A 25,400-nucleotide genomic window follows, 5' to 3' on the forward strand; every position below is an offset into this window, starting at 1 on the left:
CAAGGCGCGACCAGTCCTCGCGCGCAAGCGGCTCTTTAGACCAGTTTCCCTAAGCCGAAAAGGGCTTTGAGAGACCCATCAACGGGCATTTTAGGCAGTTTGGAGCCGTTCCCGCCGCACCAGCAGCAGGAGCACCGCGAGTCCCATGCTGGCGCTGGCGGCGCCGACCCAACCGAGATTGGCCGGACCCAGCGTTGACAGCACGATCCCGCCGAGGGCGCCGCCGATCGCGAAGCCGAGATACATGGCGGAGTAATTGAGCGAGAGCGCGATCTGCGCAGCATGCGGTTCGGCCCGAATGATGTTCGTGCTGTGGGCCGGAAAGAAGCCCCATCCGCAGGCGGCCCAGCAGACGATTGGCAGCAGGACGAGATAGTGCGTGAAATCCCCGGAATGAGTGGATTTCAGCAGCGCGGAGAGCAGGAACTGGGCCGTCGCCATGCCGGCCAGCGCGATGGCCGAGGTTGGCACCGGGCCGAAATGATCGGCGAGCATGCCACCGGAGATGTTGCCGACCGCCGCCGCCACCCCGAACAGGAACAGGGCGAAACTCACCTCTGCAGTGCCGAAGCCGATGCCGTGCAGGGGAACCGCGAGGTAGGCGAAGACCGACATTGCGCCGATCGCCCACAACGTGGTGGCGACCAACGCGATCAGCACCCCAGGGTGCCGCGCCACCGCCAGCCGTTCGGAGAGACTGCTCGTGTGCCGGGGCAGATTGCGCGGCAGGCGCAGCACGATACCGGCCAGCGCGAAGACGCCCAGCCCGGCGACCATGAGGAAGGTGGCGCGCCAGGAGATCTGATTGCCGACGACGGTGCCGAGCGGAACCCCGACGACGGTCGCGACCGTCAGCCCGGAGGTGACCAGTGCGACGGCGCGTCCGCGCCGTTCCGGTGGGGCGATCGCCACCGAAACACCGATCGCGGTGGGGGTGCAGAGCCCGGCACCCAGGGCCATCAAGACGCGCGAGACCATCAGCAGCGGAAACCCGGGCGCCACGACCGCCAGCAGGTTGCTGGCGATGAAGCAGACGAGTGCCAGGATCAACACCGTCTTGCGGTCGACATTGTGGAACAGCACGGCCAGCACCGGCGAGCCGATCGCGTAGGCGAGCGAGTAGGCGGTGACCAATTGGCCGGCGGCGGGTGCGGAAATCTGCAGGTCGGCGGCGATCGTCGGCAACAGGCCGGCGATCACCAGGGCCTCGGTGCCGATCGCAAACGTCGCCAACGCCAGCCAGAGTACGTTCATCGTCATGCCGCCTTTTGTTCAATTTCCATTGAACAATCGTCAGGCCGATACCATTTGTCAATTGGTTCAAAAACTATTGAACATCACTAGGAGCTGCCTATCATCGCGCCATGAGCCGTACCCCTCACCATCCGACCCGCGCAGAGATCGAGCTGCCCGTCCTGCTGGATTGCCTCAGCGATCCGATCCGGCTGGCCATCGTCTACAACCTGGCCAAGCACGAACCGGAGGGAGGAGAGCTTCGCTGTGGCGACTTCAACGCCTTCAGCGGCAAGTCGAATCTGGCCTATCATTTTGCGCGGCTGCGCGAGGCCGGCCTGGTGCAGACACGTCTGGTCGGCACCGCGCGCTATATGAGCTTGCGCCGGGAGGATCTCGACGCCCGCTTTCCTGGTTTGCTCGATGCCGTCATCGCCTCGGCTGCCCGCGATGCCGATCGGTTGCAGATGCGGGAATGCGAGGCGGCGCCAAGCGATTGAGGTTTCAAGCTGCTTCGTCGAGCCGAAGCCGCGTCAGCGGCGAAGCCGGCTTGCCCAGCCGTAGCTGCACAGGCGGAGAGGGCTGGCTCCCGAGCCGTGGCTGCACAGGCCGATGAAGGCTGGCTCGCCGAGCCGTAGCTGCGCAAGCAGCGAAGGCTGGAGGCCCGGCCTGGACTTGAACCAGGTTCAAGAGCGTTGCACCGCTCTTCGCGTCGAAGCTTCCGCCACCGGGCCGAGGGTGATCTTACCGCTCGCGCTGCCGGCGGCCACCCGATGTTTCGGTTAACCCTAATCCGGTTTCGATCCGTGTCATGTGCTGCCGGTGAGAGCGGGGCGCGCCACGAAGGTCATCCGCCAGGGATTGTGGCCGATGTTCTTTGGCGCCCGGACCGCGCTGAAGCCGGCCTTTTTCAGCTTGGTGAGCATCTCGGTCTCGCGATAGCGCTGTAGCCCGATCTTGGTGCGAAGCTGGCGGTAATCCGACAGCGCGGTTGCCATCAGGCCGACCAGGGCGTCCTTGAGGAAGCCGTCGGCGGCGGCAAACCGCAACAGCGCCAGCACGTCGCGGCCCATGCCGACACCTGGACGCAGGATATCGCCCAGCACCAGCCGGCCGGTCGGTTTCAGCAGCCGGCGGATCACCGCGAGCGCCACATCGAGCTCGGCCTGCGTCATGTACTGCGCGACCGAGTTCATCACCACGAGATCGATCGAGGCCTCCGGCATCCGGCGCAGTTCTTCCGGCGAGCGCACCCGGATCTTTGTGTTCGGTGCATAGCGCGCGATCAGTCGTCCGCGCACGCCCGGCGCAGGTTCGGCAAGGATCAGCATGCTGCAGGCGTCGGCGACCTTCGCCGCCGACAGCGCCTCGCCGCAGGAATAGTCCAGAACGACCGCATCAGGCGCGCTGATGTAGCCGATGATGTCGCGCGCGATCACCTGAAAGTGCAGGTCGCGATGCCGCTTGCTCGCGTAAATCGTGTGCGTGGAATCGTAGTAATCGATCCAGTCGTCCATGGTCCGCGAGCTTCAAAATGGAGTTCCGGCTTTGGAACCGGTGAGGCCAGCGAGCGTTAACGGGTCCCGCCTCGACTGTCCATGGCCTGCTTTAACAGGAAGGTGCCACCGTGAGTAAAGCGAAGACTGACAAAACCGATCTCGACACCCCGACCGATCTGGCGCCCGACGCCGTCAACAAGATCTCGGCCGCGCTGAACACACTGCTGGCAGATGCGTTTGCGCTCTACCTGAAGACGAAGAACTTCCACTGGCACGTCAGCGGCCGCCATTTCCATGACTATCACATCATGCTGGACGAGCAGTCGGACGCGATCTTCGCCACCACCGACCAGCTTGCCGAGCGCGTCCGCAAGCTGGGTGGCACCACGCTGCGCTCGATCAGCCAGGTCTCGAAGCTGCAGACCATCAAGGACAACAACGAGGAATATGTGCCGCCGCGCGAGATGCTGCGCGAGTTGATGGAGGACAACAAGCACATTGCCGCCGCCATGCGCAAAGCCCACCAGCTCTGTGACGATAATGACGATCCGGCGACGGCGGGCCTGCTGGAGACCTTCATTGATGAGACCGAGCGGCGGACCTGGTTCCTGTTCGAAGCCAGCCGCCAGGAGGGCAGCAACGCGGCCTGATGCGGGTCGGCGGTCGACTGGAGCGGAGTCCTGCTAGCAGCCAACCGATTCGCTTGTGTATGGAAGCGGATAACGCCGCCATCTGCCGTGGCGTCGTCCTTGCACGGGTGATGTCAGGCCTGTTGGCGTCTCCCGGAATGAGCGGGTCAGCTCCCGGGATGATGTCGCAGCCAGTCCAGCAGCCTGCGGAATTCTGCCGACATGGTCGTGTCGGACTGCGAAAGCCTGGTCTCGTGACCGTCATCCTGGACCGTGATCGTGTAGCTCATCTCGTCGCGCGTCCTGTCCGAGCGCGCGGCGGGGGGAGGCGCTGCGATGGCGGCGTCGACAAGGCTCTTGAGTTCGCTCACCCTGGTCGGATCGAGCGTGGCGGCATCGACGACAACAGGCGGCCGCTGTACGAACAGCCCGGCCGCCTGGCCGCCATGGGACGTGTACGAGACTTTCATGCCATATCTGCATTCATGGGGTGAGAGCCGGTCCCTGCGGGTTGTTGGCTCTCATATGCTTGATCAGTGCGGCCTGCCGCCTCCAAGACTTGCGACCTCCTGTGTCAGCGTTGCAAGCTGGCTCGACAACTCGTCGATCCTGCGCATGATTTCCTGATCCTGGTCGCGCCCGTTGCCCGTGGTCAAGGCCGCCTGCTTCTTCATGCGCGTGGCCGTTCCTGCGAGTGCGCGAACGCCGCTGATGCGGATGCCGACGTCCTTCCAGGCTGCCAGCACGGCCTGCTGTTCCGCGCTTTGCTGGCCGTAGATCTGACCCGCCTGCAGATAAGTCGTGTCGGCGAACTCCTGGAAGTCCGTCTTGGCGGAGGAGGCCTTCAGCGAGGCGTACCAGATATGCCCGGGCGCCTCCCAGGCGAAGCCGCCGATCCCGATCGCCGTCAGATAGAACGCCTTGTTCGGGATGCCCGAGTTGATATGAACGCCGCCATTGTCGCCATCGTCGGTGTCAGGCAGCTGGACATATTTGCTCATATGGTCCGGCTGAGGATCGCGCCCGAGCGTCGGATTGTTGTAGGCCTTGCCGGGCGCCTTCATCGAACGCAGCGCATCACCGGGGGTCCCAGGCGTGAATACCTCGGCGCCGATCAGCCAGTCGGCCTGCTCGGCCGTCTGCTGGCCGGCCCATTGCTTGACCAGCGAGCCGAACACGTCGGAGATCGACTCGTTCAGGGCGCCGGACTGATTATGATATTCCAGCCCGGCCGAGAATTCCGTCACCCCGTGGGTCAGCTCATGGGCGATGACGTCGAGCGACTTGGTGAAATCGGTGAACAGCACGCCATCGCCGTCGCCGAAGATCATCTCGCTACCGTTCCAGAACGCGTTGTTGTAGGCGGAGCCGTAGTGAACATAGCCGTTGAGGCGCATGCCGTTTCCATCGAGAGAGTCCCGATCGAAAACCTCCTTGTAGAACTGCCGGGTCTTGCCCAATCCGTCGAAAGCGTCATTGGCAGTCTGGTCGCTGGAGGGCCGGCCGTCTTCGCTGCGCGCCAATGTTGCTGACGGCAATGTGGTGGTGCTGTTGCAGTCGAAAATGGTGCGACGCGCGCCGGACGGCGCCGCTGCAAATCCCATCAGGCTGCGGACGCGACGTTCGCCACGCAGGCTCGCAGTCGTGAGCAGCGTCCTGAGCGCGGCGTCGCGAACTTTTCCATCGGGATTTTCGAGCAGTTTCTTGAGGATATGAGGCGGAGTAATGCAGTTGATGCAGCGACAGCGGCTGTTCATGACGAGCCTCCACAACACTGGTGAAAGTGGAAAAAAATCTTGAGCAAATGCAGTGGGAGCGCGAAGCCCCTGAGAAATAGTCTGATCAGATGGGCCGACGTTCACGTCTGATCAGAGGGTGCAATCACAAGCCTGTGTTGTGTGGTATTGCGCAACCTAACGGTGTCGAGGACTCCAGAGGCGGAGCAGCGGACCGTCCTTTCCCATCACCGGATCAGTCGGTGGCATCGGCACCTGCGGGATGGTCTTCAATGCCTTGGCGTGGTTCTCCGGCGTCGGCCGCGTGATCTGCATCTTCGGCCCCGGTGGGTAGGCGCCGATGATGCAGAAATCATCGCTCGCCGCGATGCATCGATGGCCGGTACCCGCCGGGAGGATCGCAACGTCGCCGGGCGCGAGGTCGAATTCCTTGCCCTTATCGCCGCCGAAGCGCACCCGCGCCGAACCCCGGGCGACGCCAAGCGCCTCATGCACCGTGGCGTGATAATGCAGATAGTCGTAGACGCCGTTGCGCCACATGTCGCCCCAGTCATTGGCGCCAAACAGTTCTTCGATCGTCTCCTCGGGGTGGCCGCCTGCGACATCCACCGCGCCCTTGTAGATTAGGAACGGCATCGGATTGTTCGGCACCAAGCCGTCGTCTTTGAACACGACCGCCAGCGGTTCGATCTTCTCCTTGACGGTGGCCATGCGATCCTCCCCGGCGATTCTGCGTTGAGCGAATTCAACCGCCGCCAGTGCGACGCGTTCCGGCGGCGCACCGCATGATGCATAAGCAAATGCCCGGGCCTTCGCCGCGCCGAGGGGGCTTCGGCCCCACAGGCGGGACGAACCCGGGCATCGATGTCACGATCGGATCGGCGGGAAGCCTTAAGCGCGGGCGCGCTTGTTCTCCCGCATCAGCTCGGCAAAGCGCTGGAACAGATAATGCGAGTCGCGCGGCCCGGGCGACGCCTCGGGATGGTACTGCACCGAGAACACCGGCTTGCCCTCGAGCTGGATGCCGCAATTGGAGCCGTCGAACAGCGAGATATGGGTCTGGGTCGCGCCGGCCGGCAATGTTGCCTGGTCCACCGCAAAACCATGGTTCATCGAGGTGATCTCGACCTTCCCGGTGGTCTCGTCCTTGACCGGATGGTTGGCGCCGTGGTGGCCCTGATGCATCTTCTTGGTTCTGGCGCCGACCGCCAGGCCCAGCATCTGGTGGCCCAGACAAATCCCGAATGTAGGCGTCCCCGACGAAATCACCCGCTGGATGACCGGCACGGCATATTTGCCGGTCGCGGCGGGATCGCCAGGGCCGTTGGAGAGGAACACGCCGTCCGGCTTCATCGCCAGGATGTCCTCCGCCGAGGTGGTGGCGGGAACGACCGTGACCTTGCAGCCGACGCCTGCGAGCAGGCGCAGGATGTTGCGCTTGATGCCGTAGTCGATCGCGACCACGTTGAACTCGGGCGCGGATTGGCGGCCGAAGCCTTCATTCCACACCCAGGGTGTCTCGTCCCAGTTGAAGCGCTGCGCCGAGGTGACCATCGGCACCAGGTCCATGCCCTCCAGGCCCGGCCATTCGCGCGCTTCCTTCTTCAGCGCGTCGAGATCGAACTGACCGTCCTTGGCGTACGCGATCACCGCGTTTGGCATGCCCTTGGAGCGGATCAGCGCGGTCAGCGCGCGGGTGTCGATGCCGGACAGCCCGATGATGCCGCGCGCGCGCAGCCATTGATCGAGATGACGGCTGGCACGGTAGTTGGAGGGATCGGTGATCGCGGTGCGCAGGATCACCCCGCGCGCGCCCGGCGTCGCCGCCATGTTCACCGTCTCGATATCCTCGTCGTTGGTGCCGACATTGCCGATATGCGGGAAGGTGAAGGTGATGAGCTGGCCGGCATAGGAGGGATCGGTCAGGATCTCCTCATAGCCGGTCATTGCGGTGTTGAAGCAGACCTCGCCCACGGCGTGGCCCTCGGCGCCGAGGCCATGGCCTTCCAGCACTGTGCCGTCGGCGAGCACGAGGAGCGCGGTCGGCTTGTGGTCCGGCCAAGCGGCATCATTCTCAATCTGTGTCATGAGGCCTCTACATAGAGGGCCGGCGCGCCGGCGTCAAAGCGGCAGGCGCCTCGTTCCCACGCGTTTTCCGCCGGTTTGACCGGCAAATTGGTATGCCAGGGTCACCCCTGGCTGCGGAACCGAGTTGTTTCGGGGGCGCGAACCGCCTAGATCAGCCCAAACGATTTGAAGAGGGCACGATCATGCTGCGCGATGACATTAATAATGCGGTCAAGGAGGCCATGAAGGCCAAGGACGAGCGCAAGCTCTCCACGCTGCGCATGGTGAATTCCACCCTCAAGAACGCCGACATCGAGGCGCGCGGCCAGGGCAAGCCGCCGCTAGCCGACCCCGAGATCCTGGCCGTGCTGCAGAAGATGATCAAGCAGCGTCAGGAGGCGGTCGAGCTCTACGACAAAGGCGGCCGTGCCGAACTTGCCGCCCAGGAGCGCGAGGAGATCGCGATCATCTCGGCCTATCTGCCAAAGCAGATGTCGGAAGACGAGGTGAAGGCGGCCATTTCCGCTGCGGTCGCCGAGACCGGTGCGGCCGGGATCAAGGACATGGGCAAGGTGATCGCCGCGCTGAAGGCCAAATACACCGGCCAGATGGATTTTGCCAAAGCCAGCGGCCTGGTGAAGGCGGCGCTGTCGGGTTAGCACCCCCTGTCGAAAGCAGGCACGGGCTATACGTCGCGTACGCGATGCGCTCCCTCTCCCCGTTCTTACAGGGAGAGGTGAAGAATCACCGAGAGGGAAACGCCTCCGCATGCTCAAGGAAACGTCCGACTACGACCGGCTCTATCGCGACTTCCGCTGGCAAATCCCGGCGCAGTTCAACATCGCGTCCGCCTGCTGCGACCGCCACGCCGACGGCTCAGGTCGTCTGGCGCTGACCGTCGTCGAGGAGGACGGCAGCGCCCGGCGCGTGTCCTTCGATCAGTTGCGCGAATTCTCCCGCCGCTTCGCCCATGTGCTGAAGGCCGACGGTCTGGCGCAGGGCGACCGCGTCGCGGTATTCCTGTCGCAATCCCTGGAATTGCCGATCGTCCATCTCGCGGCGTTTCGCGCCGGCCTGGTCTCGGTGCCGCTGTTCACTTTGTTCGGCGAGGACGCGCTGCAATTTCGGCTGCAGAACTCCGGCGCCAAGGTGGTGGTCACCGACGCTGTGGGGCTGACGAAACTCGCTGCGATCCGCGACCGGTTGCCGGAGCTGAAGACGATCTATGTCACCGACGGCGGCGGCATCGGCGCCCGGCCATTCTGGCCGACGCTCGAACGCGCCTCAGATGACTTCCCGACCGTGGCCACATCGTCCGAGGATCCTGCCATCATCATCTACACCTCGGGCACGACAGGAAATCCCAAGGGCGCGCTGCACGCGCATCGCGTGTTGCTGGGACATCTGCCCAATGTCGAGATGGTGCACGACTTCCTGCCCAAGCCCGGCGATGTGATGTGGACGCCGGCCGACTGGGCCTGGATCGGCGGGCTGTTCGATGCGCTGTTTCCGGCCTGGTATCACGGCGTGCCGGTGGTCGGCTATCGGGCGAAGAAATTCGAGCCGGATGCGGCGATGCGGCTGATGGCCGATTACGCCGTCCGCAACGTGTTTCTGCCGCCGACCGCGCTGAAGCTGATGCGGCAGGCCAATGTCAGGCACGATGGCGTGAAGCTGCGCAGCATCTTGAGCGGCGGCGAGTCGCTTGGCGCCGAGTTGCTCGACTGGGTGCGCGCGACCTTCGGCATCGACGCGCACGAGATCTACGGCCAGACCGAGTGCAATCTCGTGGTCGGCAACAATGCCAGACTGTTTCCGATCCGCCCGGGTTCGATGGGCAAGGCCACGCCCGGCTTCGAGGTGCTGATCGTCAATGATAAGGGCGAGGAGCTGCCGCGAGGAATGCCTGGCATCATCGGTGTGCGCCAGCCCAACCCCTGCACCATGATCGAATATTGGCGCAATCCGGACGCCACGCGAAAGAAGTTCGCGGGCGATGTGCTGCTGACCGGCGATCTCGGCACCCAGGATGAAGACGGCTATTTCTGGTATTCGAGCCGCGAGGACGACGTCATCACCTCGGCCGGCTACCGTATCGGTCCGTCAGAGATCGAGGACACGCTGCTCAAGCATCCGGCGGTGGCGTTGGCGGCCGTGGTGGGCGTGCCCGACCCGGTCAGAACCGAGGCGGTGAAAGCGTGGATCGTGCTGCGGCCGGGCTTTGCACCGGGCGATGCGCTGGCGCGTGAGATCCAGGATTTCGTCAAGGTGAAGCTCGCCGCGCACGAATATCCGCGCCAGGTGGAGTTCACCGACACCCTGCCGATGACCGCCACCGGCAAGGTGCTGCGGCGGGAGCTACGGGCGCGGGGGTAGGGGATGTACCGCTGCCTCTTAAACCTCTCCCCGCCTGCGGGGACGCGACGAGCTTCGCTCGCGCTGGGAGCTCGGATTGCATCGCAAGATGCAATCCGGGTGAGGGGGTACAGGTGTTACGATTCACACCCATGTTGCGTCTGCCCCTCACCCCAACCCTCTCAGCGCGAGCGAAGCTCGTCGCGACCCCGTAAGAACGGGGAGAGGGAGCCTACGGTCCGTGCCGCGTCAGCCCACATCTCGCCTTGAGGGACGTAGTCCTGCGCCATCCGAATCCGCCCCCAAGTTCAAATTGAATTTGCACCGCACCCGCTGGTAGCATCCCCCCAATAAGAATTTGGGAGGGTAGGCCGATGACAGCATCCGTCTCGGGCAAGGTCGACCCCGTGGTGCGGCGCATCACCACGACCGACATCGCCGAAGCATTGACGCAAGGGTTGCGCGATTTCCAGGCAAAGCCGCTCTATGGCCTCGCCTTCGGCGCGGTCTATGTCCTCGGCGGCATCACCATCCTGATGTGCCTCACGGCCTTCGGCATGGTCTATCTGGCCTATCCGCTCGCCGCAGGCTTTGCGCTGATCGGCCCGTTCGTCGCGATCGGGCTTTATGAAGTCAGCCGCCGCCGCGAGATGAAGGAGCCGATCTCTCTTGCCGCGATCTGGCGCACGATCACCTCGCGCGCCGAGATCGGCTGGATGGCGTTCGTCACCTTGTTTTTCTTCGTGATCTGGATGTACCAGGTCCGGCTCCTGATCGCGCTCCTGCTCGGGCTCAATGCCTCCTTCTCCAGCATGCGCGAATTCCTGACCGTGGTGCTGACAACCAATGAAGGCCTGTTGTTCCTGGCGATCGGAAATCTCGACGGCGCCGCCCTGTCGTTGATCCTGTTCTCGCTGACGGTGGTTTCGTTTCCGCTGCTGCTGGAGCGCGAGGTGGATTTCGTCACCGCCATGGTGACCAGCGTGCGGGCGGTGGTGGCGAGCCCGGGGCCGATGATCGGCTGGGCGGCGATTATCGTGGTGCTTCTGATCGTCTCCGCGCTGCCCTATTTCCTCGGCTTGCTGGTGACGGTGCCCGTGCTCGGCCACACCACCTGGCATCTCTACCGGCGGATCGTCGCCCCGGCTCCGGCCTGAAGAATAAGAGCGCGCCGATCAAAGCAACGACCCTGCGGCCGATCCTCGACCAAAGCGCAATGGTCGAGAGGATTGGACGGGTGCATCATACGGCTCAACGATCAGGCCGGCACGTGAAGTAAGGGCAGGGTACGATGCCAGACAACATCGCTTTGTTCGCCGCAATCATCCTGCTGCTTCCGATGTTCTATCTCCTGCTGGCTGCGCCGGCCTTTCTGTTGGTGAGGCTCGATATCGTGCCCGTCACGCGGCTGTTGCGCGGCATGTTCGATTCCTACTTCGTGGCGCTGGCGATTGCCGGCGCCATCGGCACGATCGCCGTCCTGTTAGATCAACGTCCCATGTTGGCCCTCGGGATCGGTCTGGTCGCCGGTTTTGCGATCGTCTCCCGCCGCTGGTTCTTGCATCAGATGGACGCGCGGATCAGCGACCGGGATGCCGGCGACGCCAATGCCGTGCGTGGCCTGCGCCGGCTGCATTGGGGCGGCATGCTGAGCAATGCGATCCAGGTCGGCGCTGTCGTCGCCAGCATTCCTTACATCGCTGCCGTGCCGTAGCAGACTCGCCGGCCCGCCCTGCCGGCCGCCTTCGACGCATCGTCCACGTTCTAGCTGTCGCCCCGGCCAAAGCCGGGCTCATAACCACAGGGCGCGATCGTGTGGCGGGATGTTTGCCAATTCTTCTTCGCGCAAAACTTCGGCCGCGGGCTATGGGTCCCGGCTCAAGGCCGGGACGACATCGAATTCGCTAAGGCACCGCGATCCCCAACGCCTTCAGCGCCGCCAGCATCTTTGCCGGCGGCGCCATCTTCACGACCAGCGGCTGTCCTGTTTCCAGCAAGCTCTTCAGGCTGGACAGGATCGCCGGCCAGCCCTGCCGGCCACCTTCGAGGATGTCATCAGCGAGCGGACGCTCATGCGCCTCGATCATGGTGAGCCGAACGGCGTCGCCGATCTGCTCGATCTCATAAGTGACCAGCGTCTGCCCGAGCGCCTCGATCAGCGCCGGCCAGTTGACGTTGAAGGTGACGGAGAGCCTGCGCGGCGGCTCGCATTCGATGACCTCGCCGCTGATATGCAGCGCCCCATCCGGCGTCCGCACGATGTAGCTGCCGCCGACCTTCAGATCGATCTCGACCGCATTGCCGAAGAAATATTGCCGGCTGAACTCGGCTGAGGTCAGCGCCTGCCACACCTTCTCGGGCGTCGAGGCGATGTAGATTGTGTAGACCGTCTCGGGTTTGAACGCGCTGATGTCCATGGTTCAGACTCCCTCGATGCCGAGCGCGGACGTGGGGATCGCGAGCGCCGTGCCGGTTTCCAACAGGCTCTTGAGGCTCGACATGATCGCCGGCCAGCCCTTGGAGATGCCGTCGAGCAGCTTCACTGCGTCTGCGCCGACAAAGCCTTCATGGGTCAGCGTCAGTTTGATGAACTTTCCGTGCTGCTCAAGCAGGAACACGACGATGGTGGGCCCTGCGTTTCGCAACTCGTTGTCCAGGACATGTTTGAACGTATAGGAGAGGCGACGCGGCGAATCGAATTCGAGGATTTCGCCGACATCGGTTGTCGTGCCGTTCATGACCAGCGCGAACGGGGAACCGACCTTCCAGTCGGTTCGAAACTCGGTGCCGAACCAGTATTGCCGCGAGAAGGTGCTGTCCGTCAGCGCCCGCCACAATGCATCGGGCGTCGTCTCGATATAGGTGACATAGACGAATTCGGGCTTACTCATCACGCCTCTCCAATTGCCGTTTCAACTCGCTGAGCGCGGCCAGTTTTCCGCGCTCGAATTTCCTGATCCAGCGCTCGCCGATCTCGTGGATCGGTACCGGATTCAAATAGTGCAGCTTCTCGCGGCCGTGCCTGATCGTCGCGACCAGGTTGGCCGCTTCCAGAATCGCAAGATGCTTGGTCACGGCCTGCCGCGTCATTGCCAGGCCGTCGCAGAGCTCGGTCAGCGTCTGGCCGTTGCGCGCATGCAGCCGATCGAGCAGTGCGCGCCGTGATGCGTCCGCCAGCGCCTTGAAGACGTCGTCCATGGTCAAGACATTAGGCAACCAAATGGTTGCATGTCAAGAGCGTGTGTTCGGCGTCCGCCTTGGCCGTGTTAGGTTGGAGCCAGCCGGCGATCAGACCGGTGACGAGAAGAAGGGTGGGAACGAATGCAACGTCGCGTCGGCTTGGCGGTCTTGGTTCTCAGTTTCGTTGCGCCCGTTGCCGCGTCGGCGCAGCAGGTGATCGGAGCCGCGCCTGAGGCTTCGAATATGAGACTGGTCGGTTACAACGATCTGCAGGCGCGCAGCGCCTATCAGCCGACCATCCATCATCAGGGCGACCGCTGGATCGCCTATATCGGCCATCATGGCGGCACCGAGGCCGTTCCCGATCCCGTCAATCCGATGACCGGCAAGGCCGAGCCGAACGGCACCTCGATCGTCGACGTCACCGATCCCGCGCATCCGCGCTATCTGCATCACATCCCGGGGCAGGAGGGTAAGTATGAGGGGGGCGGCGCGCAGATGGTGCGCGTCTGTGACGGCAAGACCTTGCCGAAGGGCGATCGCAATGCGGTCTATCTGCTGCGCACCTTCGGCAGCGAGGCGCATGAGATCTGGAACGTCGCCGATCCCGAAAATCCGGTGCTGGTGACGCGGCTCAGTGGGCTGAAGGACACGCATAAGAGCTGGTGGGAATGCGACACCGGCATCGCCTTTCTGGTCTCCGGCGCGCCCGACTGGCGGGTGCGCCGCATGACCCAGGTCTACGATCTCTCGGACCCCGCGCATCCGGTCAAGATCCGCGACTTCGGGCTTCCCGGCCAGGAGCCGGGCGCGACCGGCGCCGTGCCGACCGAACTGCACGGGCCGATCTCGTTGGGGCCGCAAGGCAATCGGGTCTATTTCGGCTACGGCACCAACAAGGGCGGGATGTTGCAGATCGTCGATCGCGATAGGCTGCTCAACGGGCCGAAGGAGCCGACGCCGGAGAATCTGCGCTATCCCGAGATCTCGCGCATGCCGATGTCGGCCTTCAACGGCGCGCACACCACGTTCCCGATGAAAGGGATGCCGATCGCCGAATTTGCCAAAGACAAGGATGGCGGGACGCGCGACATCGTGATGATCGTCGACGAGGCGATCCAGAACGAATGCGGCGAGCCGCGGCAGATGGTGTGGTTCGCCGACGTCACCACCGAGGCCCGGCCGATGATGATCTCGAGCTATACGGTGCCGGAGGAGAGCTGCCATTTCTGCAGCCGCGGCGGCCGCTTCGGCTCGCATTCCTCGAATGAGAGCATGGCACCGGTCTACTACAAGAAACTCGCCTTCATCGCCTTCTTCAATGCCGGCGTGCGCGCGCTCGACATTCGTGACCCCTATCATCCGCGCGAGGTCGGCTATTTCATCCCGTCGATCACCGACAAGACCGACAAGCGCTGCGTCACCATCGAGGGTGAGGAACGTTGCAAGGTCGCGATCCAGACCAACAATGTCGAGACCGACGATCGCGGCTATATCTATGCGGTCGATCGCGCCAACACCGGCCTGCATGTTCTCGAAATGACCGGCGAGGCGCGTGCCATCGCCGGCCTGCCGTGAGATCGCCATGCGACCGCAACCGCTGCTTGTGATCGCACTGCTTGCGCTCAGTGTCGCCTGGGCGGTGCTCGTGTTCGAGACGATGCAGTCGCGCGCCGCGCGGCAGCGGGAGATGGGGACCGGAAAGCTCGGCTGGCGCGAGATCGCCTGGCCGTTCCCGCGCGATGGCTGGCCTGCGGGCCGCGCCTTTCGCTGCCAGTCTGCCGCCTGCGCCCAGGACAGCGAGATCTACCTTCGCGCCAAGCTCGGCTTCTGCAATTGCGACACCGGCGTCGCCGATGATGACGAAGTCGACCGCGTCGCCGATATCGACCTGATCAACCCGCATTTCACGGCGCGTGCGCCGGGCCAGGCGGTTCGTATTGCCGAGCTCGGCGGTCGGGCGCGCAGCTACGATCTCGAGTCCGGCGAGGGCGCCCCGCATAGCGCGATCGGCTTTGCGCTGTCACACCGCTGCGACCTGATGGTTGCCGTGATCAAGGGCTCGGCCGTCCAGCCGCTATTGGAACAGGCCGCGCAGCAGTTCCTGGCCTCGCAGGAGGTGCAGCGCTGGATGCTGTCGACGGTGGGAAGCGGGAAGTGAAGGCTCAAGCGCCAGCCGCGATCAAGCGAGTCAATGTATTCTGAATGGCTTCCCGGCCTTGGGGGACATAGGTGAGAAGTTCTTCGTCCCTTCCATGAGGATATCCAAGAAGATTATATTCAGTACCCCGATCACCGCGTACCGAAAGTCATCTGGTGCAACCGTTCGTTGAGGCCATGCCGCCAGAACTTCGCTCGCAGTGTTTCGGTCGACGCCGATAAGCGTGTGAAATTCCCAGTCAGGAAAGAAAGGACCCTCAAGTGCGGCGCAGAGCGCTCGTCTGACGATCTCGACATCGGCGGAGGATATGGCTTCTGCGTTCCAGCCCATCGTCATGCTGCGGCATTCTCGTCGGAACTCTGTTCAGATCAGGACTCGTGGCCGGGCACTTCCGCTCGCGTAGCGGCCGTGCATTAATGCAGAAGTTCTCCTCACATACGAGCCCCCGCCATGTCCCTGCAAGCCTATCTCGCCTTCCTCGCCGCCTGCGTCGCACTTGCTTTGTTGCCGGGTCCCGTCGTCACGCTGGTGATCGCCAACGGGCTGCGCCACGGCACCCGCGCCGCGCTGGTCAATATCGCAGGCGTGCAGACCGGGCTCGCGATTGCGATCGGCGTCGTTGCCGTCGGCCTGACGTCGCTGATGGCAACCATGGGCTATTGGTTCGAGTGGGTGCGGCTGCTCGGTGCGGCCTATCTGGTGTGGCTCGGTATCAAGCTGATCCGCTTTCCCGTCGAGGGCATCGCAGCCAGCGAGGCGCCGCCTCCGCCGCCGCGCGGCGGCTTCTTTCTGCAGGGGCTCGTGGTGCTGCTGTCCAATCCGAAGGTGATGGTGTTCTTCGGCGCTTTCCTGCCGCAGTTCATGGACATGAGCCGCGACCATGTTCCGCAGGTCGCGCTGCTCGGCGTCACCTTCATGGTGATCGCGGGCCTCACCGACGGCGCTTATGCGTTGCTCGCAGGCCGCGCGCGCAAACTGTTCTCGGCGCAGCGCACGCGGCTGGTGTCTCGCGTCTCCGGCGGCTTCATGATCGGCGGCGGCGTCTGGCTCGCGCTGACGCGGTCGCGCTAATAGACAGACGCCAAGACATTCACCGCCGTCGTCCCGGACGACCGAGCGCAGCGAGGGCGATCCGGGATCCATACGCCGCAGCAGAAATTTGTTGCGATGAAGGATGTCATAAGCACTCGCATCGAACGCCGGCCGGTGGTTATGGGCCCCTGCTTTCGCAGGGGCGACAGCCGAATGTGTTGGTTCAACGGAAATGTCTGTGCCCACCCATACCGCGAGTTCGTCCCTACGCGCTGATCGTGCCCTTCACGCAGGTCGTGACGTCACCGCCGATCCAGATCGTTTCGCCCTCCTGAGTCACGTGCACGCGGCCGGCGCGGCCGAGCGCTGTGCCCTGCGCGGCGACATATTGCCTCGGTGCAATTCCGGCACCGATCAGCCATTGCGCCAGGCTTGCATTGAGGCTGCCGGTCACCGGATCCTCGCCGCCGCGGCCCATGAAGCCGCGGACCTCGAACTGCACTTCGTTGCCGTCAGTTGCGGGGGTCCACGGTCCGACCACACCGAGGGACTGGTTCGGTAGGATGCTCGCATCGTGCTTCAGCGCCAACACCTCGCTGCGTGAGCCCATCAGCACCGCGACCCAGCCGGGCCCGTTGTCGACCCATTGCGCGGCCCGGAACGAAGCCTCGGTCACCCCAAGCGCCTGCGCAATGCGGGCTTTCAGCTCGGGCTCGACCTCACCGGAGTGACGCTGCGGCGGGGCCGCGAACGTAAGTCTGGTATTTTCCTTTGCGCCGTCGCGCTTGATCCGCACCAGGCCGGCGCCGCATTCCTGCACGACATGCTCGCCTTTCGGCGCGCCGCCGAGCGCCAGCCAGACGTGGCAGGAGCCGAGCGTCGGATGGCCCGCGAACGGCAGTTCACGCTGCGGCGTGAAGATGCGGACGCGATAGTCGGCGCCTGGTTCGCGCGGCTGCAGCAGAAACGTGGTCTCCGACAGATTGGTCCAGTTGGCGATCCGCTGCATCGTCACATCGTCGAGGCCATCGGCCCCGGCGATCACGGCGAGCGGATTGCCTTTGAAGGGAGCTGCGGAGAACACGTCGACCTGATGGAACGGCAATGTCGGCATGTGATGGGCTCCTTACGCGCGCCAGAACGGCTTTGCCGCCTCGTGACGCACCGCCTCGGGATCGAGCCCGCAGTCACGCATCTGGTCGGTATCCAGCTTGGTCAATTCGCGCCGCCAGGACCAGCGCTGCAGCCACATCTGCGGACGCTGCAACAGCGTGCCTTCTCCGTGGGCAGTCTGCGCGGTTGCCCAACGCTGCGCCAGGGAATATGCCATGTGTCACCTATTGCTCTTCAAGACCATCATTGTTCGAAGAGCAATCGCGCAGTACAAATCTCGGTGCAATTAAAACATTGCACTCGGAGCAATATAGCATGAATGTTTCCTATACGGCTCTCGTCGATGCCATTGCTGCCGATATCGCGGCCGGACGGCTCCGGGCCGGCGACCGGCTGCCGCCGCAGCGGCAGTTCGCCTATGAGCGCGGGATTGCGGCGTCCACGGCGGCGCGGGTCTATGCCGAATTGCTGCGCCGGGGCCTCGTCGTCGGCGAGGTCGGCCGCGGCACCTTCGTCGCCGGCCAACCGCAGGCGCCGCTGCCAGCGCTGCGGCTCGAGCCGTTCGATGGCCGCATCGATCTCGAATTCAATTTTCCGACGTTGCCGGACCAGGCCGTACTGATCGGCAAATCGCTGCAAAGCTGGCAGCGGCCGGAGGTGCTGGCCACGGTGCTGGCGCCGATCACGCAGCGCCGCCTGGTCGAAGCCGGACGCACCAGCGCAAAATTCTTCACCTCCGATCGCTTGCGGCCGCGGCCCGAGAATTTCCTGTTCGCCGGCAGCGGCCGGCAAGCGCTGGCTACGGCCATGTCGGCGCTGGTGCCGGTCGGTGGCCGGCTCGGCGTCGAGGCGGTGACCTATCCGATGGTCAAGGGCATCGCCGCCCGGCTCGGCGTCACCCTGGTGCCGATCGCGATGGACGGCGAGGGCATCCGCGGCGACGCCTTGCTCAAGGCGCACCGGGCGCACGCGCTGAACGCGATCTACATCCAGCCTGTGATGCAGAATCCGCTCGGCCACACCATGAGCGAGACCAGGCGCGAGGAGATCGTGCGCCTGGTGCGCAAGCTCGACCTGATGATCATCGAGGATCTCGTCTATGGCTTTCTGAGCGACGCGCCGCCGATTGCATCGCAGGCCGAGGAGCGGGCGGTCATCGTCGACAGTCTCGCCAAGCGGCTGGCGCCGGGCATCGCCGTCGGCTTCCTCTATGTCCCCTCACGGCTGCGCGAGAAATTCGCCGCGACGGTGCGCACCGGGGCCTGGTCGGTGACATCGCTGGCGCTCGCCGCCGGCATGGGACTGCTGGCGGACGGTACCGCCGCCGAAATCACCCGCCGCAAGCGCTCCGATGCGCTCGTGCGCCAGGCGATCGTCACCGAATGTCTCGCCGGCTATCACATCGAGGCCGACCCGCGCTCCTATCACGTCTGGCTCAATCTCCCCGATGGCTGGCGCGCTGAGGCGCTGACGGCCGCCGCGGCGCGCGCCGGCATCGCAATCACGCCGGCGAGCGCTTTCGCCATTGCGCACGGCCACTCGCCGAATGCGGTGCGGCTTGCGCTCGGACTGCCGAGCCATGATGAGCTGCGCACCGCCTTGATGCGCCTCGCCAGCCTGCTGTCCGCACGTCCGGACGAGAGCGACATGACGGAGTAGGAGCTTCGCCGCGCAGGGTCACACCAGACCCTGCGTCCGCAGCGCCGCTTCGATCTCGCCAAAGATCCGGATCAGCCGTTCGGCCCATTGCTGCTGGCCTTCGGCCTCGGCAATCAGATCCTGCCTGATCTCGATTCCCGTGCAGATCAGCCCGCGCGCTTCGCCATGGACGGGGATGGTGTAGTCGGTGGCGTCGCTCACGGCATAAGGCTGGTTGTCGCCGACCACGAGTTCGGGCTCCGCGCGCAGCGCCTTCAGGAGGAGCGGCGGCAGGGTGCGGTCGCGCTGGTAGAGCGTGCCCACATGCCACGGCCTGGCGATGCCGGAATAGACCGGCGTGAAACTGTGCAGCGCGATCAGGATGGTCGGCTTGCCTTGGCGCGTTCGCGCCTCGATCACCGCGTTGATGCGATCGTGATAGGGATCGAAGATGGCGCGGCGTCGCAGCTCGGCCGCTTCATGCGTCAGCCCCTCATTGCCCGGGATCGTGGTGCGCTCGCTGATCATCGGGATCGAGTTCGGCGCCTTCGGCGGCCGGTTGCAGTCGATCACGAGGCGCGAATAGCGTTGTGCGATCAGATGCGCATCGAGCGCCTCCGCTACCGCCTCTGCTACACCGGCGATGCCGATATCCCAGGCGATGTGGCGTTCGAGCTCGCTCTCGGGCAGGCCGAGATCGCCGAGCACGCGCGGGAGCGCGCGGCCGTGGTGATCGCAGGCGAACAGGAATGGCGAGCGGCCGCTCACATGTCGTTCAAGCACCGGCAGGACCTCGTCGGGTCCGAGCAGGACAGGTGTGGCGGCGTTGCCTTGAGCATCCATGACGTGATTCGAGGTCTTCAGGGACGGCAGAATGGTTCTAAAATCGGGCGGAGGAAAGTCCAGCCGTGCGGCGCGGGCGAAGCTCCGCGATTGTTCCCTGGATCGCTTCGCATCGCTCGCGATGACGGCTATAGACGGGGCATGACCTCCGACCTGCTCTTCGTCTACGGCTCCCTGATGCGCGGCTTCGATCATCCGATGGCGCGGCTGCTGGCGGCCAATGCCGACTTTCTCGGGGATGCCTGGTGCCGCGGCCGGCTGTATCTCGCGCAGGACTATCCGGGCCTCGTCTCTTCCGACGAGGCCGCCGACATCGTGCATGGCGAGCTGTATCGCCTGCGCCAGCCTCTCGCGCTGCTGCGCGAGCTCGACATGTATGAGGCCTGCGGCGAGCGGTTTGCCGAGCCGACCGAATATGTCCGCCGGCTGCTCAGCGTGCAGGTAGCCGACGGCCGCGCGTGCGACGGCTCAATTCAGACAGCTTGGACTTACCTCTACAACTGGCCGGTCGAGAAGTTGCCGCGGATCAGCACGGGCCGGTTCCTGGAGCGATGACAGCCGGCAACAAAGCCAGACCTGTGAATAGCCCGGACAACGCCGATTCGATTCACTTTTTGTGAACTGCTCCTATATGCCTATGCCCTGACATCGGCCGAAAGGCGCCTTCACCCATATGGCCCGCTTCACGCAGGAATTTCTCGACGAGCTCCGCGCCCGGCTTCCGGTCTCGGACGTGGTCGGCCGCCGCGTCAAGCTGAAGAAAGCGGGGCGCGAATATAAGGGGCTGTCGCCGTTCCAGCAGGAGAAGACGCCGTCCTTCTACGTCAACGACCAGAAGGGCTTTTACCACGACTTCTCCTCCGGCAAGCACGGCAACATCTTCGACTTCGTGATGGCGACCGAGGGCTGCTCGTTCCCGGAGGCCGTGGAGCGACTGGCGGGCCTGGCCGGCCTGGCGCTGCCGGTGGCAACGCCTGAGGCCGCGCGGCATGAGCAGCATCGGAAAACGCTCCATGACGTGATGGAGCTCGCGGCGAGATTCTTCGCCGATACGCTGGCGTCACGGCTGGGCGCCAAGGCGCGCGGCTATCTCGCCGACCGCGCGGTCCTGCCGCAGACGCAGCTGCAGTTCCGGCTCGGCTACGCGCCGCCGGAGCGCTTCGCGCTGAAAGAATTCTTGGGGTCCCACAGCATTCCCGTCACTGACATGGTGGAGACGGGGCTCCTGATCGGCGGCGACGACATCCCGGTGCCGTATGATCGCTTCCGCGACCGCGTGATGTTTCCGATCACCGACGTCAGAGGCCGTGTCATCGCCTTCGGCGGCCGCGCGCTGGAGAAGGACGTTCCGGCCAAATACCTCAACTCGCCGGAGACGCCGCTCTTCCACAAGGGCGACAACCTCTACAACCTCGCCACCGCCCGCCAGGCTGCGCACAATGATGCGCCGCTGATCGTCGTGGAAGGCTATGTCGACGTGATCGCGATGGTCACCGCCGGCTTTGCCGGCAGCGTGGCGCCGCTCGGCACCGCGCTGACCGAGAACCAGCTGGCGCTGCTCTGGAAGATGGTGGACGAGCCGATCCTCTGCTTCGACGGCGACCGTGCCGGCCAGAAGGCCGCCTATCGCGCCGCGGACCTGGCGCTGCCGCATCTGAAGCCGGGCAAAAGCCTGCGCTTTGCGCTGCTGCCGGAAGGCCAAGATCCGGATGATCTGGTCCGCTCCGGTGGGCGCAGTGCGGTCGAGGAGGTGCTCTCCGTCGCCAAGCCGCTCGCGGAGGTGATCTGGTTGCGCGAGATCGAGGGCGGCAGCTTCGACACGCCGGAACGGCGGGCCGCGCTGGAGGCACGGATCGGGGAATTGACCAACGGCATCCGCGACGAGGTGGTGCGTCGCTACTACCGCCAGGACCTCTCCCAACGGCTGTCGCGCGCCTTCGCGCCGGAGGGCGGCCGCGGCTTCGGCCGCGCCTACGGTGCCGAATCAGGACGCCGTTTTGCCCCGCGCGGTCCCGGTTCCGGACAGTCGCCCGGGCGGTTGTCCACAGGCCCCCGCCGTGGCGGCGGCTTATCCACAGGGGCGCCGCTCGGGCGCGGACCCTACCAGGCGATGAGCCCGCAGCTCGCCGCGAGCCCGCTCATGCGCGGCCAGCGCTCGGCGATCTCGCGCCGCGAGGCGCTGATTTTGCTCTGTCTGGTTAATCATCCCTGGCTGCTGCACGACCATCTTGAGGAAGCCGCGGCGCTGGAACTGCCGCATGCGGAGGCGCACAAGCTGCGCGCCGCCATCATCGCCGCCTTCGCCCACGATCATCACCATTCGCCGGACCCGGAAGAGCAGGCCGAGAAGATGCGCGCCGACTTGGAGAAGGCCGGTTTTTCACAAATCCTTCAAAGGGTTGAGCGTGCCATCACCACCGGGGCGGTGTGGGCTGCCAGGCCGGGCGCGGCGCGGGAAGATGTTCTTGCCACCTGGCATCAACTAGTTGCCTTGCATAGGCAGTGGCACACATTATTTAGGGAGCTGAAAGATGCCGAGCTGGCGCTTGGGGACGACCCGAGCGACGCCAATCTGGGCTGGCTGAAGGACGTGAAGGCCAGGATGGCCGAGGTGGACGGAACCGAAGCGCTCATCGAGGGATTCGGGGAACTGTCGGGCCGGTTCAGCCGGAACGTCTAAGCACATTTCGGTCGGACGGCGGGCTCGCGAGTTGCGGGCCTCGCAAAAAGACTCGCCAAACCCATGGTTTGGCTTCAAAAACAGGGTTAAGCGAAGTTTAAGGGGTCCGGAGCATTTTCGAAAGAGGGGTCGCTGGGGCCGTCGGAAGCTGCGTCGCGCTGGATGGCGTTGCGGGCGCGTTGTCCGATGGCAAAACCGGTATCGCTTTTGCAGACACGTCGCGTGGCAAAACCGCATCACGTGCAAAAAAGCGTTCGCCGGGCCTCAAAGGGACAAACCGGTGACAGAAATTAGGGGGTGGCGACGTTAAAGTGCGCCGCCCTTTCCGCGTCGAGGACAGTAAGTAGATCAGGCGGGTGCCGCAATGCCAAGGTGTGAGATTGCCACAGGCAAAGCGGGCGCGTTTCGGGAGCATTGAATGGCCACGAAGGCAAAGACGCTGCAGGTGAAAGACAAGGAAAAGGACGACAAGGCGGTGGATACGCCTGAGAAGGACGCCACCGATGCGCCTTCCCCGTTGCTCGACCTGTCGGACGCCGCCGTCAAGAAGATGATCAAGCAGGCCAAGAAGCGCGGCTTCGTGACCTTCGATCAGCTCAATGAAGTGCTGCCCTCCGACACCACCTCGCCGGAGCAGATCGAGGACATCATGTCGATGCTCTCCGACATGGGCATCAACGTCACCGAAGCCGAGGACGCCGAGGGCGAGGATGACAAGGACGACGGTGACGACGACGAGAGCAGCGAGCTCGTCGAGATCACGCAGAAGGCCGTCACCGAGGTCAAGAAGTCGGAGCCCGGCGAGCGCACCGATGATCCCGTGCGCATGTATCTGCGCGAAATGGGCACCGTCGAGCTGCTCTCGCGCGAGGGCGAAATCGCGATCGCCAAGCGCATCGAGGCCGGCCGCGAGGCGATGATCGCAGGCCTGTGCGAAAGCCCGCTGACCTTCCAGGCCATCATCATCTGGCGCGATGAGCTCAACGAAGGCAAGATCTTCCTCCGCGACATCATCGATCTCGAGGCCACCTATGCCGGTCCCGAGGCCAAGGGCGGCATGAATCCGCAGATCGCGGCGCCCGGCGGCGATGGCGAGGGTGACCCCGCCGAGGCCGGCGCGCCCGTGCCGCAAGGGGCTGCGCCCGCGCATGTCGCGGCCACCCATGTCGCCCCGCCTGCAGCGCCGCCGCAGCCGACCCCGTTCCGTCCCGCGCCGGCCGTCGGCGGCGACGTCGAGGAGAAGGATCCGGGCGAGGCCGCGGCCGAAGCCGACATGGAGGACGACGAGTTCGAAAACCAGATGTCGCTTGCGGCCATCGAGGCCGAGCTGAAGCCGAAGGTGGTCGAGACCTTCGACAAGATCGCAAGCGAGTACAAGAAGCTGCGCCGTCTGCAGGAGCAGGACATCCAGAACCAGCTGCAGAGCGAGTCGCTCTCGCCCTCGCAGGAGCGCAAGTACAAGAAGCTCAAGGATGAGATCATCGTCGAGGTGAAGTCGCTGCGGCTCAACCAGGCCCGCATCGACTCGCTGGTCGAGCAGCTCTACGACATCAACAAGAAGCTGGTCTCGTTCGAGAGCCGGCTGATGCGGCTGTCCGACAGCCATGGCGTCGCGCGCGAGGATTTCCTGCGCAACTATCAGGGCTCGGAGCTCGATCCGCGCTGGCTCAACCGCGTGTCGAAGCTTTCAGCAAAAGGCTGGAAGAACTTCGTCCACCACGAGAAGGACCGCATCAAGGAGCTGCGCCAGGAGGTGCAGTCGCTGGCCGCGCTCACCGGGCTCGAGATCGTCGAATTCCGCAAGATCGTGCATTCGGTGCAGAAGGGCGAGCGCGAGGCGCGCCAGGCCAAGAAGGAGATGGTGGAAGCCAACCTCCGCCTGGTGATCTCGATCGCCAAGAAATACACCAACCGCGGCCTGCAGTTCCTCGACCTGATCCAGGAAGGCAATATCGGCCTGATGAAGGCGGTCGATAAGTTCGAATATCGCCGCGGCTACAAGTTCTCGACCTACGCCACCTGGTGGATCCGGCAGGCGATCACCCGCTCGATCGCCGACCAGGCCCGCACCATCCGCATCCCCGTGCACATGATCGAGACGATCAACAAGATCGTGCGTACCTCGCGCCAGATGCTCAACGAGATCGGCCGCGAGCCGACCCCGGAGGAGCTGGCCGAGAAGCTCGGCATGCCCTTGGAGAAAGTGCGCAAGGTCCTCAAGATCGCCAAGGAGCCGCTGTCGCTCGAAACGCCTGTCGGCGACGAGGAAGACAGCCATCTCGGCGACTTCATCGAGGACAAGAACGCGATCCTGCCGATCGATGCGGCGATCCAGTCCAACCTGCGCGAGACCACCACGCGCGTGCTCGCCTCGCTCACCCCGCGCGAAGAACGCGTGCTCCGCATGCGCTTCGGCATCGGCATGAACACCGACCACACCCTCGAAGAGGTCGGCCAGCAGTTCTCGGTCACGAGAGAGCGCATCCGCCAGATCGAAGCCAAGGCGCTGCGCAAGCTGAAGCATCCGTCACGGTCGCGGAAGCTGCGGAGCTTCTTGGATAACTGATCGTCGGTCAGTTCTGACTGTCATTGCCGGGCTTGACCCGGCAATCCATCGAGACAAAGCGGCGGGCCGAAAGGTCCGCCGTTTTTTGTTAAGACCAGCAGCCAAGGCGTCGTCCTGGGGATCGTTAGCTATTGTCCGCTCGTGCTCAGCGATTGGTCTGCGGAGTTCGTGAGCAGGTACGAGCGGTGCGGTGCCGCCAGTATTTGCAAGCGTGGATGGTGGGCAAAGCGCGCAGCGCGTGCCCACCATCAAGCGCGCGATCAATGCGCGGCGGTGGCACGGCGCGCTCAACGCCGGAGCAAGGCGAGAGAATATCGCAGGCGGGCCTTTGCTCATCCTACTACTGTGCGATACAGCGCCCTCTCCCCTTGCGGGAGAGGGCATGTAGGAAAGCGCGCCAAGATCGGTCAGGTGAGGGGTATCTCTCCGTCGAGCATCGTTCGCGGAGAGATACCCCTCACCCAATCGCGGGCGTGGATGGCCGGAGATGCCCTCTCCCGCAAGGGGAGAGGGCACATTTATTAACACCGCTTCTTATCTTCCGAACTTCAAGCGACGTCGATGAGTTGGATGGTTTCTCCGATGTGAGGGGCAAAAATTTCTAGCTCGCGCTGATCCGCTCGTCGCCGCAATTGCTGAGCGAACTATGTGCGAAAATGTGTGCATCG

The 25,400-nt window shown here is 64.3% G+C and carries 25 protein-coding genes and 1 tRNA gene; 13 read left to right on the top strand and 13 right to left on the bottom strand.

Going from position 1 to position 25,400, the window contains the following annotated elements; translation table 11 throughout:
- Positions 1-90: 90 nt before the first annotated feature.
- Positions 91-1,260, bottom strand: a complete 1,170-nt coding sequence (locus ACQR1W_RS08395) for an MFS transporter (RefSeq protein ID WP_434850319.1) — start codon at positions 1,258-1,260, stop codon at positions 91-93.
- Between the two features lie 104 nt (positions 1,261-1,364).
- Between ACQR1W_RS08395 and ACQR1W_RS08400 the strand changes: the two genes are divergently transcribed.
- Positions 1,365-1,733 carry an ArsR/SmtB family transcription factor gene (locus ACQR1W_RS08400; RefSeq protein ID WP_008967651.1) on the top strand — a complete coding sequence of 123 codons (369 nt, stop codon included), beginning with the start codon at positions 1,365-1,367 and terminating at the stop codon, positions 1,731-1,733.
- A gap of 157 nt (positions 1,734-1,890) precedes the next feature.
- Here ACQR1W_RS08400 and ACQR1W_RS08405 read toward each other — a convergent pair.
- Together ACQR1W_RS08405 and ACQR1W_RS08410 are read right to left on the bottom strand one after the other, a co-directional pair.
- A tRNA-OTHER gene (locus ACQR1W_RS08405) sits at positions 1,891-1,967 on the bottom strand.
- Between the two features lie 75 nt (positions 1,968-2,042).
- On the bottom strand, positions 2,043-2,750 hold the full coding sequence (locus ACQR1W_RS08410; RefSeq protein ID WP_434850320.1) for a class I SAM-dependent methyltransferase: 708 nt from the start codon (positions 2,748-2,750) through the stop codon (positions 2,043-2,045).
- A 110-nt stretch (positions 2,751-2,860) separates the two neighbouring features.
- Here ACQR1W_RS08410 and ACQR1W_RS08415 point away from each other — a divergent pair, with 110 nt between their 5' ends.
- Positions 2,861-3,382: a Dps family protein gene (locus ACQR1W_RS08415; protein ID WP_434850321.1), complete on the top strand. Its 522-nt coding sequence runs from the start codon at positions 2,861-2,863 to the stop codon at positions 3,380-3,382.
- A gap of 146 nt (positions 3,383-3,528) precedes the next feature.
- Here ACQR1W_RS08415 and ACQR1W_RS08420 read toward each other — a convergent pair whose 3' ends face one another.
- The 4 genes from ACQR1W_RS08420 to carA form a co-directional block, all read right to left on the bottom strand.
- Positions 3,529-3,831 carry a protealysin inhibitor emfourin gene (locus ACQR1W_RS08420; RefSeq protein WP_434850322.1) on the bottom strand — a complete coding sequence of 101 codons (303 nt, stop codon included), beginning with the start codon at positions 3,829-3,831 and terminating at the stop codon, positions 3,529-3,531.
- Positions 3,832-3,894: 63 nt separating this feature from the next.
- Complete coding sequence (locus ACQR1W_RS08425) at positions 3,895-5,118, bottom strand: M4 family metallopeptidase (RefSeq protein WP_434850323.1); 1,224 nt, start codon at positions 5,116-5,118, stop codon at positions 3,895-3,897.
- Between the two features lie 156 nt (positions 5,119-5,274).
- Positions 5,275-5,808, bottom strand: a complete 534-nt coding sequence (locus ACQR1W_RS08430) for a cupin domain-containing protein (RefSeq protein WP_434850324.1) — start codon at positions 5,806-5,808, stop codon at positions 5,275-5,277.
- A gap of 180 nt (positions 5,809-5,988) precedes the next feature.
- Positions 5,989-7,185 carry a glutamine-hydrolyzing carbamoyl-phosphate synthase small subunit gene (gene carA, locus ACQR1W_RS08435; RefSeq protein WP_434850325.1) on the bottom strand — a complete coding sequence of 399 codons (1,197 nt, stop codon included), beginning with the start codon at positions 7,183-7,185 and terminating at the stop codon, positions 5,989-5,991.
- A gap of 182 nt (positions 7,186-7,367) precedes the next feature.
- Here carA and ACQR1W_RS08440 point away from each other — a divergent pair, with 182 nt between their 5' ends.
- The 4 genes from ACQR1W_RS08440 (at position 7,368) to ACQR1W_RS08455 (ending at position 11,233) form a co-directional block, all read left to right on the top strand.
- A complete protein-coding gene (locus ACQR1W_RS08440) occupies positions 7,368-7,823 on the top strand; it encodes a GatB/YqeY domain-containing protein (protein WP_434850326.1) in 456 nt (151 codons plus the stop codon).
- A 109-nt stretch (positions 7,824-7,932) separates the two neighbouring features.
- Positions 7,933-9,540: an acyl-CoA synthetase gene (locus ACQR1W_RS08445; RefSeq protein ID WP_434850327.1), complete on the top strand. Its 1,608-nt coding sequence runs from the start codon at positions 7,933-7,935 to the stop codon at positions 9,538-9,540.
- Positions 9,541-9,893: 353 nt separating this feature from the next.
- Positions 9,894-10,676, top strand: coding sequence for a DUF2189 domain-containing protein (locus tag ACQR1W_RS08450; RefSeq protein ID WP_008967642.1), 783 nt, complete (start codon positions 9,894-9,896; stop codon positions 10,674-10,676).
- A gap of 134 nt (positions 10,677-10,810) precedes the next feature.
- The gene (locus ACQR1W_RS08455; protein ID WP_434850328.1) at positions 10,811-11,233 is read left to right on the top strand and encodes a hypothetical protein; all 423 of its coding nucleotides are present in this window, start codon (positions 10,811-10,813) and stop codon (positions 11,231-11,233) included.
- A gap of 190 nt (positions 11,234-11,423) precedes the next feature.
- Here ACQR1W_RS08455 and ACQR1W_RS08460 read toward each other — a convergent pair whose 3' ends face one another.
- From ACQR1W_RS08460 to ACQR1W_RS08470, 3 genes are read right to left on the bottom strand one after another with little or no spacing between them, the layout of a single operon-like run.
- Positions 11,424-11,936, bottom strand: coding sequence for an SRPBCC family protein (locus ACQR1W_RS08460; RefSeq protein ID WP_434850329.1), 513 nt, complete (start codon positions 11,934-11,936; stop codon positions 11,424-11,426).
- Positions 11,937-11,939: 3 nt separating this feature from the next.
- Positions 11,940-12,410, bottom strand: a complete 471-nt coding sequence (locus tag ACQR1W_RS08465) for an SRPBCC family protein (protein WP_434850330.1) — start codon at positions 12,408-12,410, stop codon at positions 11,940-11,942.
- Positions 12,403-12,717 carry an ArsR/SmtB family transcription factor gene (locus ACQR1W_RS08470; RefSeq protein ID WP_008967638.1) on the bottom strand — a complete coding sequence of 105 codons (315 nt, stop codon included), beginning with the start codon at positions 12,715-12,717 and terminating at the stop codon, positions 12,403-12,405. The genes ACQR1W_RS08465 and ACQR1W_RS08470 overlap by 8 nt, the downstream gene beginning before the upstream one ends.
- 123 nt (positions 12,718-12,840) lie before the next feature.
- Here ACQR1W_RS08470 and ACQR1W_RS08475 point away from each other — a divergent pair, with 123 nt between their 5' ends.
- The 3 genes from ACQR1W_RS08475 to ACQR1W_RS08485 all read left to right on the top strand — a co-directional run bounded on the left by ACQR1W_RS08475 (position 12,841) and on the right by ACQR1W_RS08485 (position 15,931).
- Positions 12,841-14,277, top strand: coding sequence for an LVIVD repeat-containing protein (locus tag ACQR1W_RS08475; protein ID WP_434850331.1), 1,437 nt, complete (start codon positions 12,841-12,843; stop codon positions 14,275-14,277).
- Positions 14,278-14,284: 7 nt separating this feature from the next.
- Complete coding sequence (locus tag ACQR1W_RS08480; protein WP_434850332.1) at positions 14,285-14,860, top strand: hypothetical protein; 576 nt, start codon at positions 14,285-14,287, stop codon at positions 14,858-14,860.
- 450 nt (positions 14,861-15,310) lie between these two features.
- Positions 15,311-15,931 (top strand): LysE family translocator, encoded by a 621-nt coding sequence (locus ACQR1W_RS08485; protein ID WP_434850333.1) that lies wholly within the window; start codon positions 15,311-15,313, stop codon positions 15,929-15,931.
- A 226-nt stretch (positions 15,932-16,157) separates the two neighbouring features.
- Here ACQR1W_RS08485 and ACQR1W_RS08490 read toward each other — a convergent pair whose 3' ends face one another.
- Both ACQR1W_RS08490 and ACQR1W_RS08495 read right to left on the bottom strand, forming a co-directional pair.
- Entirely contained in the window at positions 16,158-17,006 is an 849-nt protein-coding gene (locus tag ACQR1W_RS08490; RefSeq protein WP_434850334.1) for a PhzF family phenazine biosynthesis protein, read from the bottom strand.
- A gap of 12 nt (positions 17,007-17,018) precedes the next feature.
- The gene (locus ACQR1W_RS08495; protein ID WP_434850335.1) at positions 17,019-17,222 is read right to left on the bottom strand and encodes a DUF1127 domain-containing protein; all 204 of its coding nucleotides are present in this window, start codon (positions 17,220-17,222) and stop codon (positions 17,019-17,021) included.
- Positions 17,223-17,251: 29 nt separating this feature from the next.
- Here ACQR1W_RS08495 and ACQR1W_RS08500 point away from each other — a divergent pair, with 29 nt between their 5' ends.
- The gene (locus ACQR1W_RS08500; protein WP_434850336.1) at positions 17,252-18,664 is read left to right on the top strand and encodes a PLP-dependent aminotransferase family protein; all 1,413 of its coding nucleotides are present in this window, start codon (positions 17,252-17,254) and stop codon (positions 18,662-18,664) included.
- A gap of 18 nt (positions 18,665-18,682) precedes the next feature.
- Here the strand turns inward: ACQR1W_RS08500 and ACQR1W_RS08505 are convergent, their stop codons facing one another.
- Entirely contained in the window at positions 18,683-19,486 is an 804-nt protein-coding gene (locus tag ACQR1W_RS08505; RefSeq protein WP_434850337.1) for an N-formylglutamate amidohydrolase, read from the bottom strand.
- A gap of 141 nt (positions 19,487-19,627) precedes the next feature.
- On the opposite strand from ACQR1W_RS08505, the gene ACQR1W_RS08510 reads away from it, so the two are divergent.
- The 3 genes from ACQR1W_RS08510 (at position 19,628) to rpoD (ending at position 24,732) form a co-directional block, all read left to right on the top strand.
- Positions 19,628-20,041: a gamma-glutamylcyclotransferase family protein gene (locus tag ACQR1W_RS08510; protein WP_434850338.1), complete on the top strand. Its 414-nt coding sequence runs from the start codon at positions 19,628-19,630 to the stop codon at positions 20,039-20,041.
- A 118-nt stretch (positions 20,042-20,159) separates the two neighbouring features.
- A complete protein-coding gene (dnaG, locus tag ACQR1W_RS08515) occupies positions 20,160-22,166 on the top strand; it encodes a DNA primase (protein WP_434850339.1) in 2,007 nt (668 codons plus the stop codon).
- 418 nt (positions 22,167-22,584) lie between these two features.
- The gene (gene rpoD, locus ACQR1W_RS08520) at positions 22,585-24,732 is read left to right on the top strand and encodes an RNA polymerase sigma factor RpoD (protein ID WP_434850340.1); all 2,148 of its coding nucleotides are present in this window, start codon (positions 22,585-22,587) and stop codon (positions 24,730-24,732) included.
- The last annotated feature ends 668 nt before the right edge of the window (positions 24,733-25,400 follow it).

Origin of the sequence: Bradyrhizobium sp. HKCCYLS1011 (assembly GCF_051167795.1) — a bacterium.
Taxonomy (GTDB): Bacteria; Pseudomonadota; Alphaproteobacteria; order Rhizobiales; family Xanthobacteraceae; genus Bradyrhizobium.

What these genes read in the sequence shown, in the direction of transcription:
- dnaG (WP_434850339.1), top strand. Translation starts at nt 20,160, where the DNA reads ATGGCCCGCTTCACGCAGGAATTTCTCGACGAGCTCCGCGCCCGGCTT.
- ACQR1W_RS08425 (WP_434850323.1), bottom strand. Translation starts at nt 5,118, where the DNA reads ATGAACAGCCGCTGTCGCTGCATCAACTGCATTACTCCGCCTCATATC.
- ACQR1W_RS08420 (WP_434850322.1), bottom strand. Translation starts at nt 3,831, where the DNA reads ATGAAAGTCTCGTACACGTCCCATGGCGGCCAGGCGGCCGGGCTGTTC.
- ACQR1W_RS08490 (WP_434850334.1), bottom strand. Translation starts at nt 17,006, where the DNA reads ATGCCGACATTGCCGTTCCATCAGGTCGACGTGTTCTCCGCAGCTCCC.
- ACQR1W_RS08395 (WP_434850319.1), bottom strand. Translation starts at nt 1,260, where the DNA reads ATGACGATGAACGTACTCTGGCTGGCGTTGGCGACGTTTGCGATCGGC.
- ACQR1W_RS08480 (WP_434850332.1), top strand. Translation starts at nt 14,285, where the DNA reads ATGCGACCGCAACCGCTGCTTGTGATCGCACTGCTTGCGCTCAGTGTC.
- ACQR1W_RS08470 (WP_008967638.1), bottom strand. Translation starts at nt 12,717, where the DNA reads ATGGACGACGTCTTCAAGGCGCTGGCGGACGCATCACGGCGCGCACTG.
- ACQR1W_RS08465 (WP_434850330.1), bottom strand. Translation starts at nt 12,410, where the DNA reads ATGAGTAAGCCCGAATTCGTCTATGTCACCTATATCGAGACGACGCCC.
- ACQR1W_RS08450 (WP_008967642.1), top strand. Translation starts at nt 9,894, where the DNA reads ATGACAGCATCCGTCTCGGGCAAGGTCGACCCCGTGGTGCGGCGCATC.
- ACQR1W_RS08430 (WP_434850324.1), bottom strand. Translation starts at nt 5,808, where the DNA reads ATGGCCACCGTCAAGGAGAAGATCGAACCGCTGGCGGTCGTGTTCAAA.
- ACQR1W_RS08400 (WP_008967651.1), top strand. Translation starts at nt 1,365, where the DNA reads ATGAGCCGTACCCCTCACCATCCGACCCGCGCAGAGATCGAGCTGCCC.
- ACQR1W_RS08460 (WP_434850329.1), bottom strand. Translation starts at nt 11,936, where the DNA reads ATGGACATCAGCGCGTTCAAACCCGAGACGGTCTACACAATCTACATC.
- carA (WP_434850325.1), bottom strand. Translation starts at nt 7,185, where the DNA reads ATGACACAGATTGAGAATGATGCCGCTTGGCCGGACCACAAGCCGACC.
- ACQR1W_RS08510 (WP_434850338.1), top strand. Translation starts at nt 19,628, where the DNA reads ATGACCTCCGACCTGCTCTTCGTCTACGGCTCCCTGATGCGCGGCTTC.
- ACQR1W_RS08485 (WP_434850333.1), top strand. Translation starts at nt 15,311, where the DNA reads ATGTCCCTGCAAGCCTATCTCGCCTTCCTCGCCGCCTGCGTCGCACTT.
- ACQR1W_RS08445 (WP_434850327.1), top strand. Translation starts at nt 7,933, where the DNA reads ATGCTCAAGGAAACGTCCGACTACGACCGGCTCTATCGCGACTTCCGC.
- ACQR1W_RS08410 (WP_434850320.1), bottom strand. Translation starts at nt 2,750, where the DNA reads ATGGACGACTGGATCGATTACTACGATTCCACGCACACGATTTACGCG.
- rpoD (WP_434850340.1), top strand. Translation starts at nt 22,585, where the DNA reads ATGGCCACGAAGGCAAAGACGCTGCAGGTGAAAGACAAGGAAAAGGAC.
- ACQR1W_RS08495 (WP_434850335.1), bottom strand. Translation starts at nt 17,222, where the DNA reads ATGGCATATTCCCTGGCGCAGCGTTGGGCAACCGCGCAGACTGCCCAC.
- ACQR1W_RS08455 (WP_434850328.1), top strand. Translation starts at nt 10,811, where the DNA reads ATGCCAGACAACATCGCTTTGTTCGCCGCAATCATCCTGCTGCTTCCG.
- ACQR1W_RS08505 (WP_434850337.1), bottom strand. Translation starts at nt 19,486, where the DNA reads ATGGATGCTCAAGGCAACGCCGCCACACCTGTCCTGCTCGGACCCGAC.
- ACQR1W_RS08475 (WP_434850331.1), top strand. Translation starts at nt 12,841, where the DNA reads ATGCAACGTCGCGTCGGCTTGGCGGTCTTGGTTCTCAGTTTCGTTGCG.
- ACQR1W_RS08440 (WP_434850326.1), top strand. Translation starts at nt 7,368, where the DNA reads ATGCTGCGCGATGACATTAATAATGCGGTCAAGGAGGCCATGAAGGCC.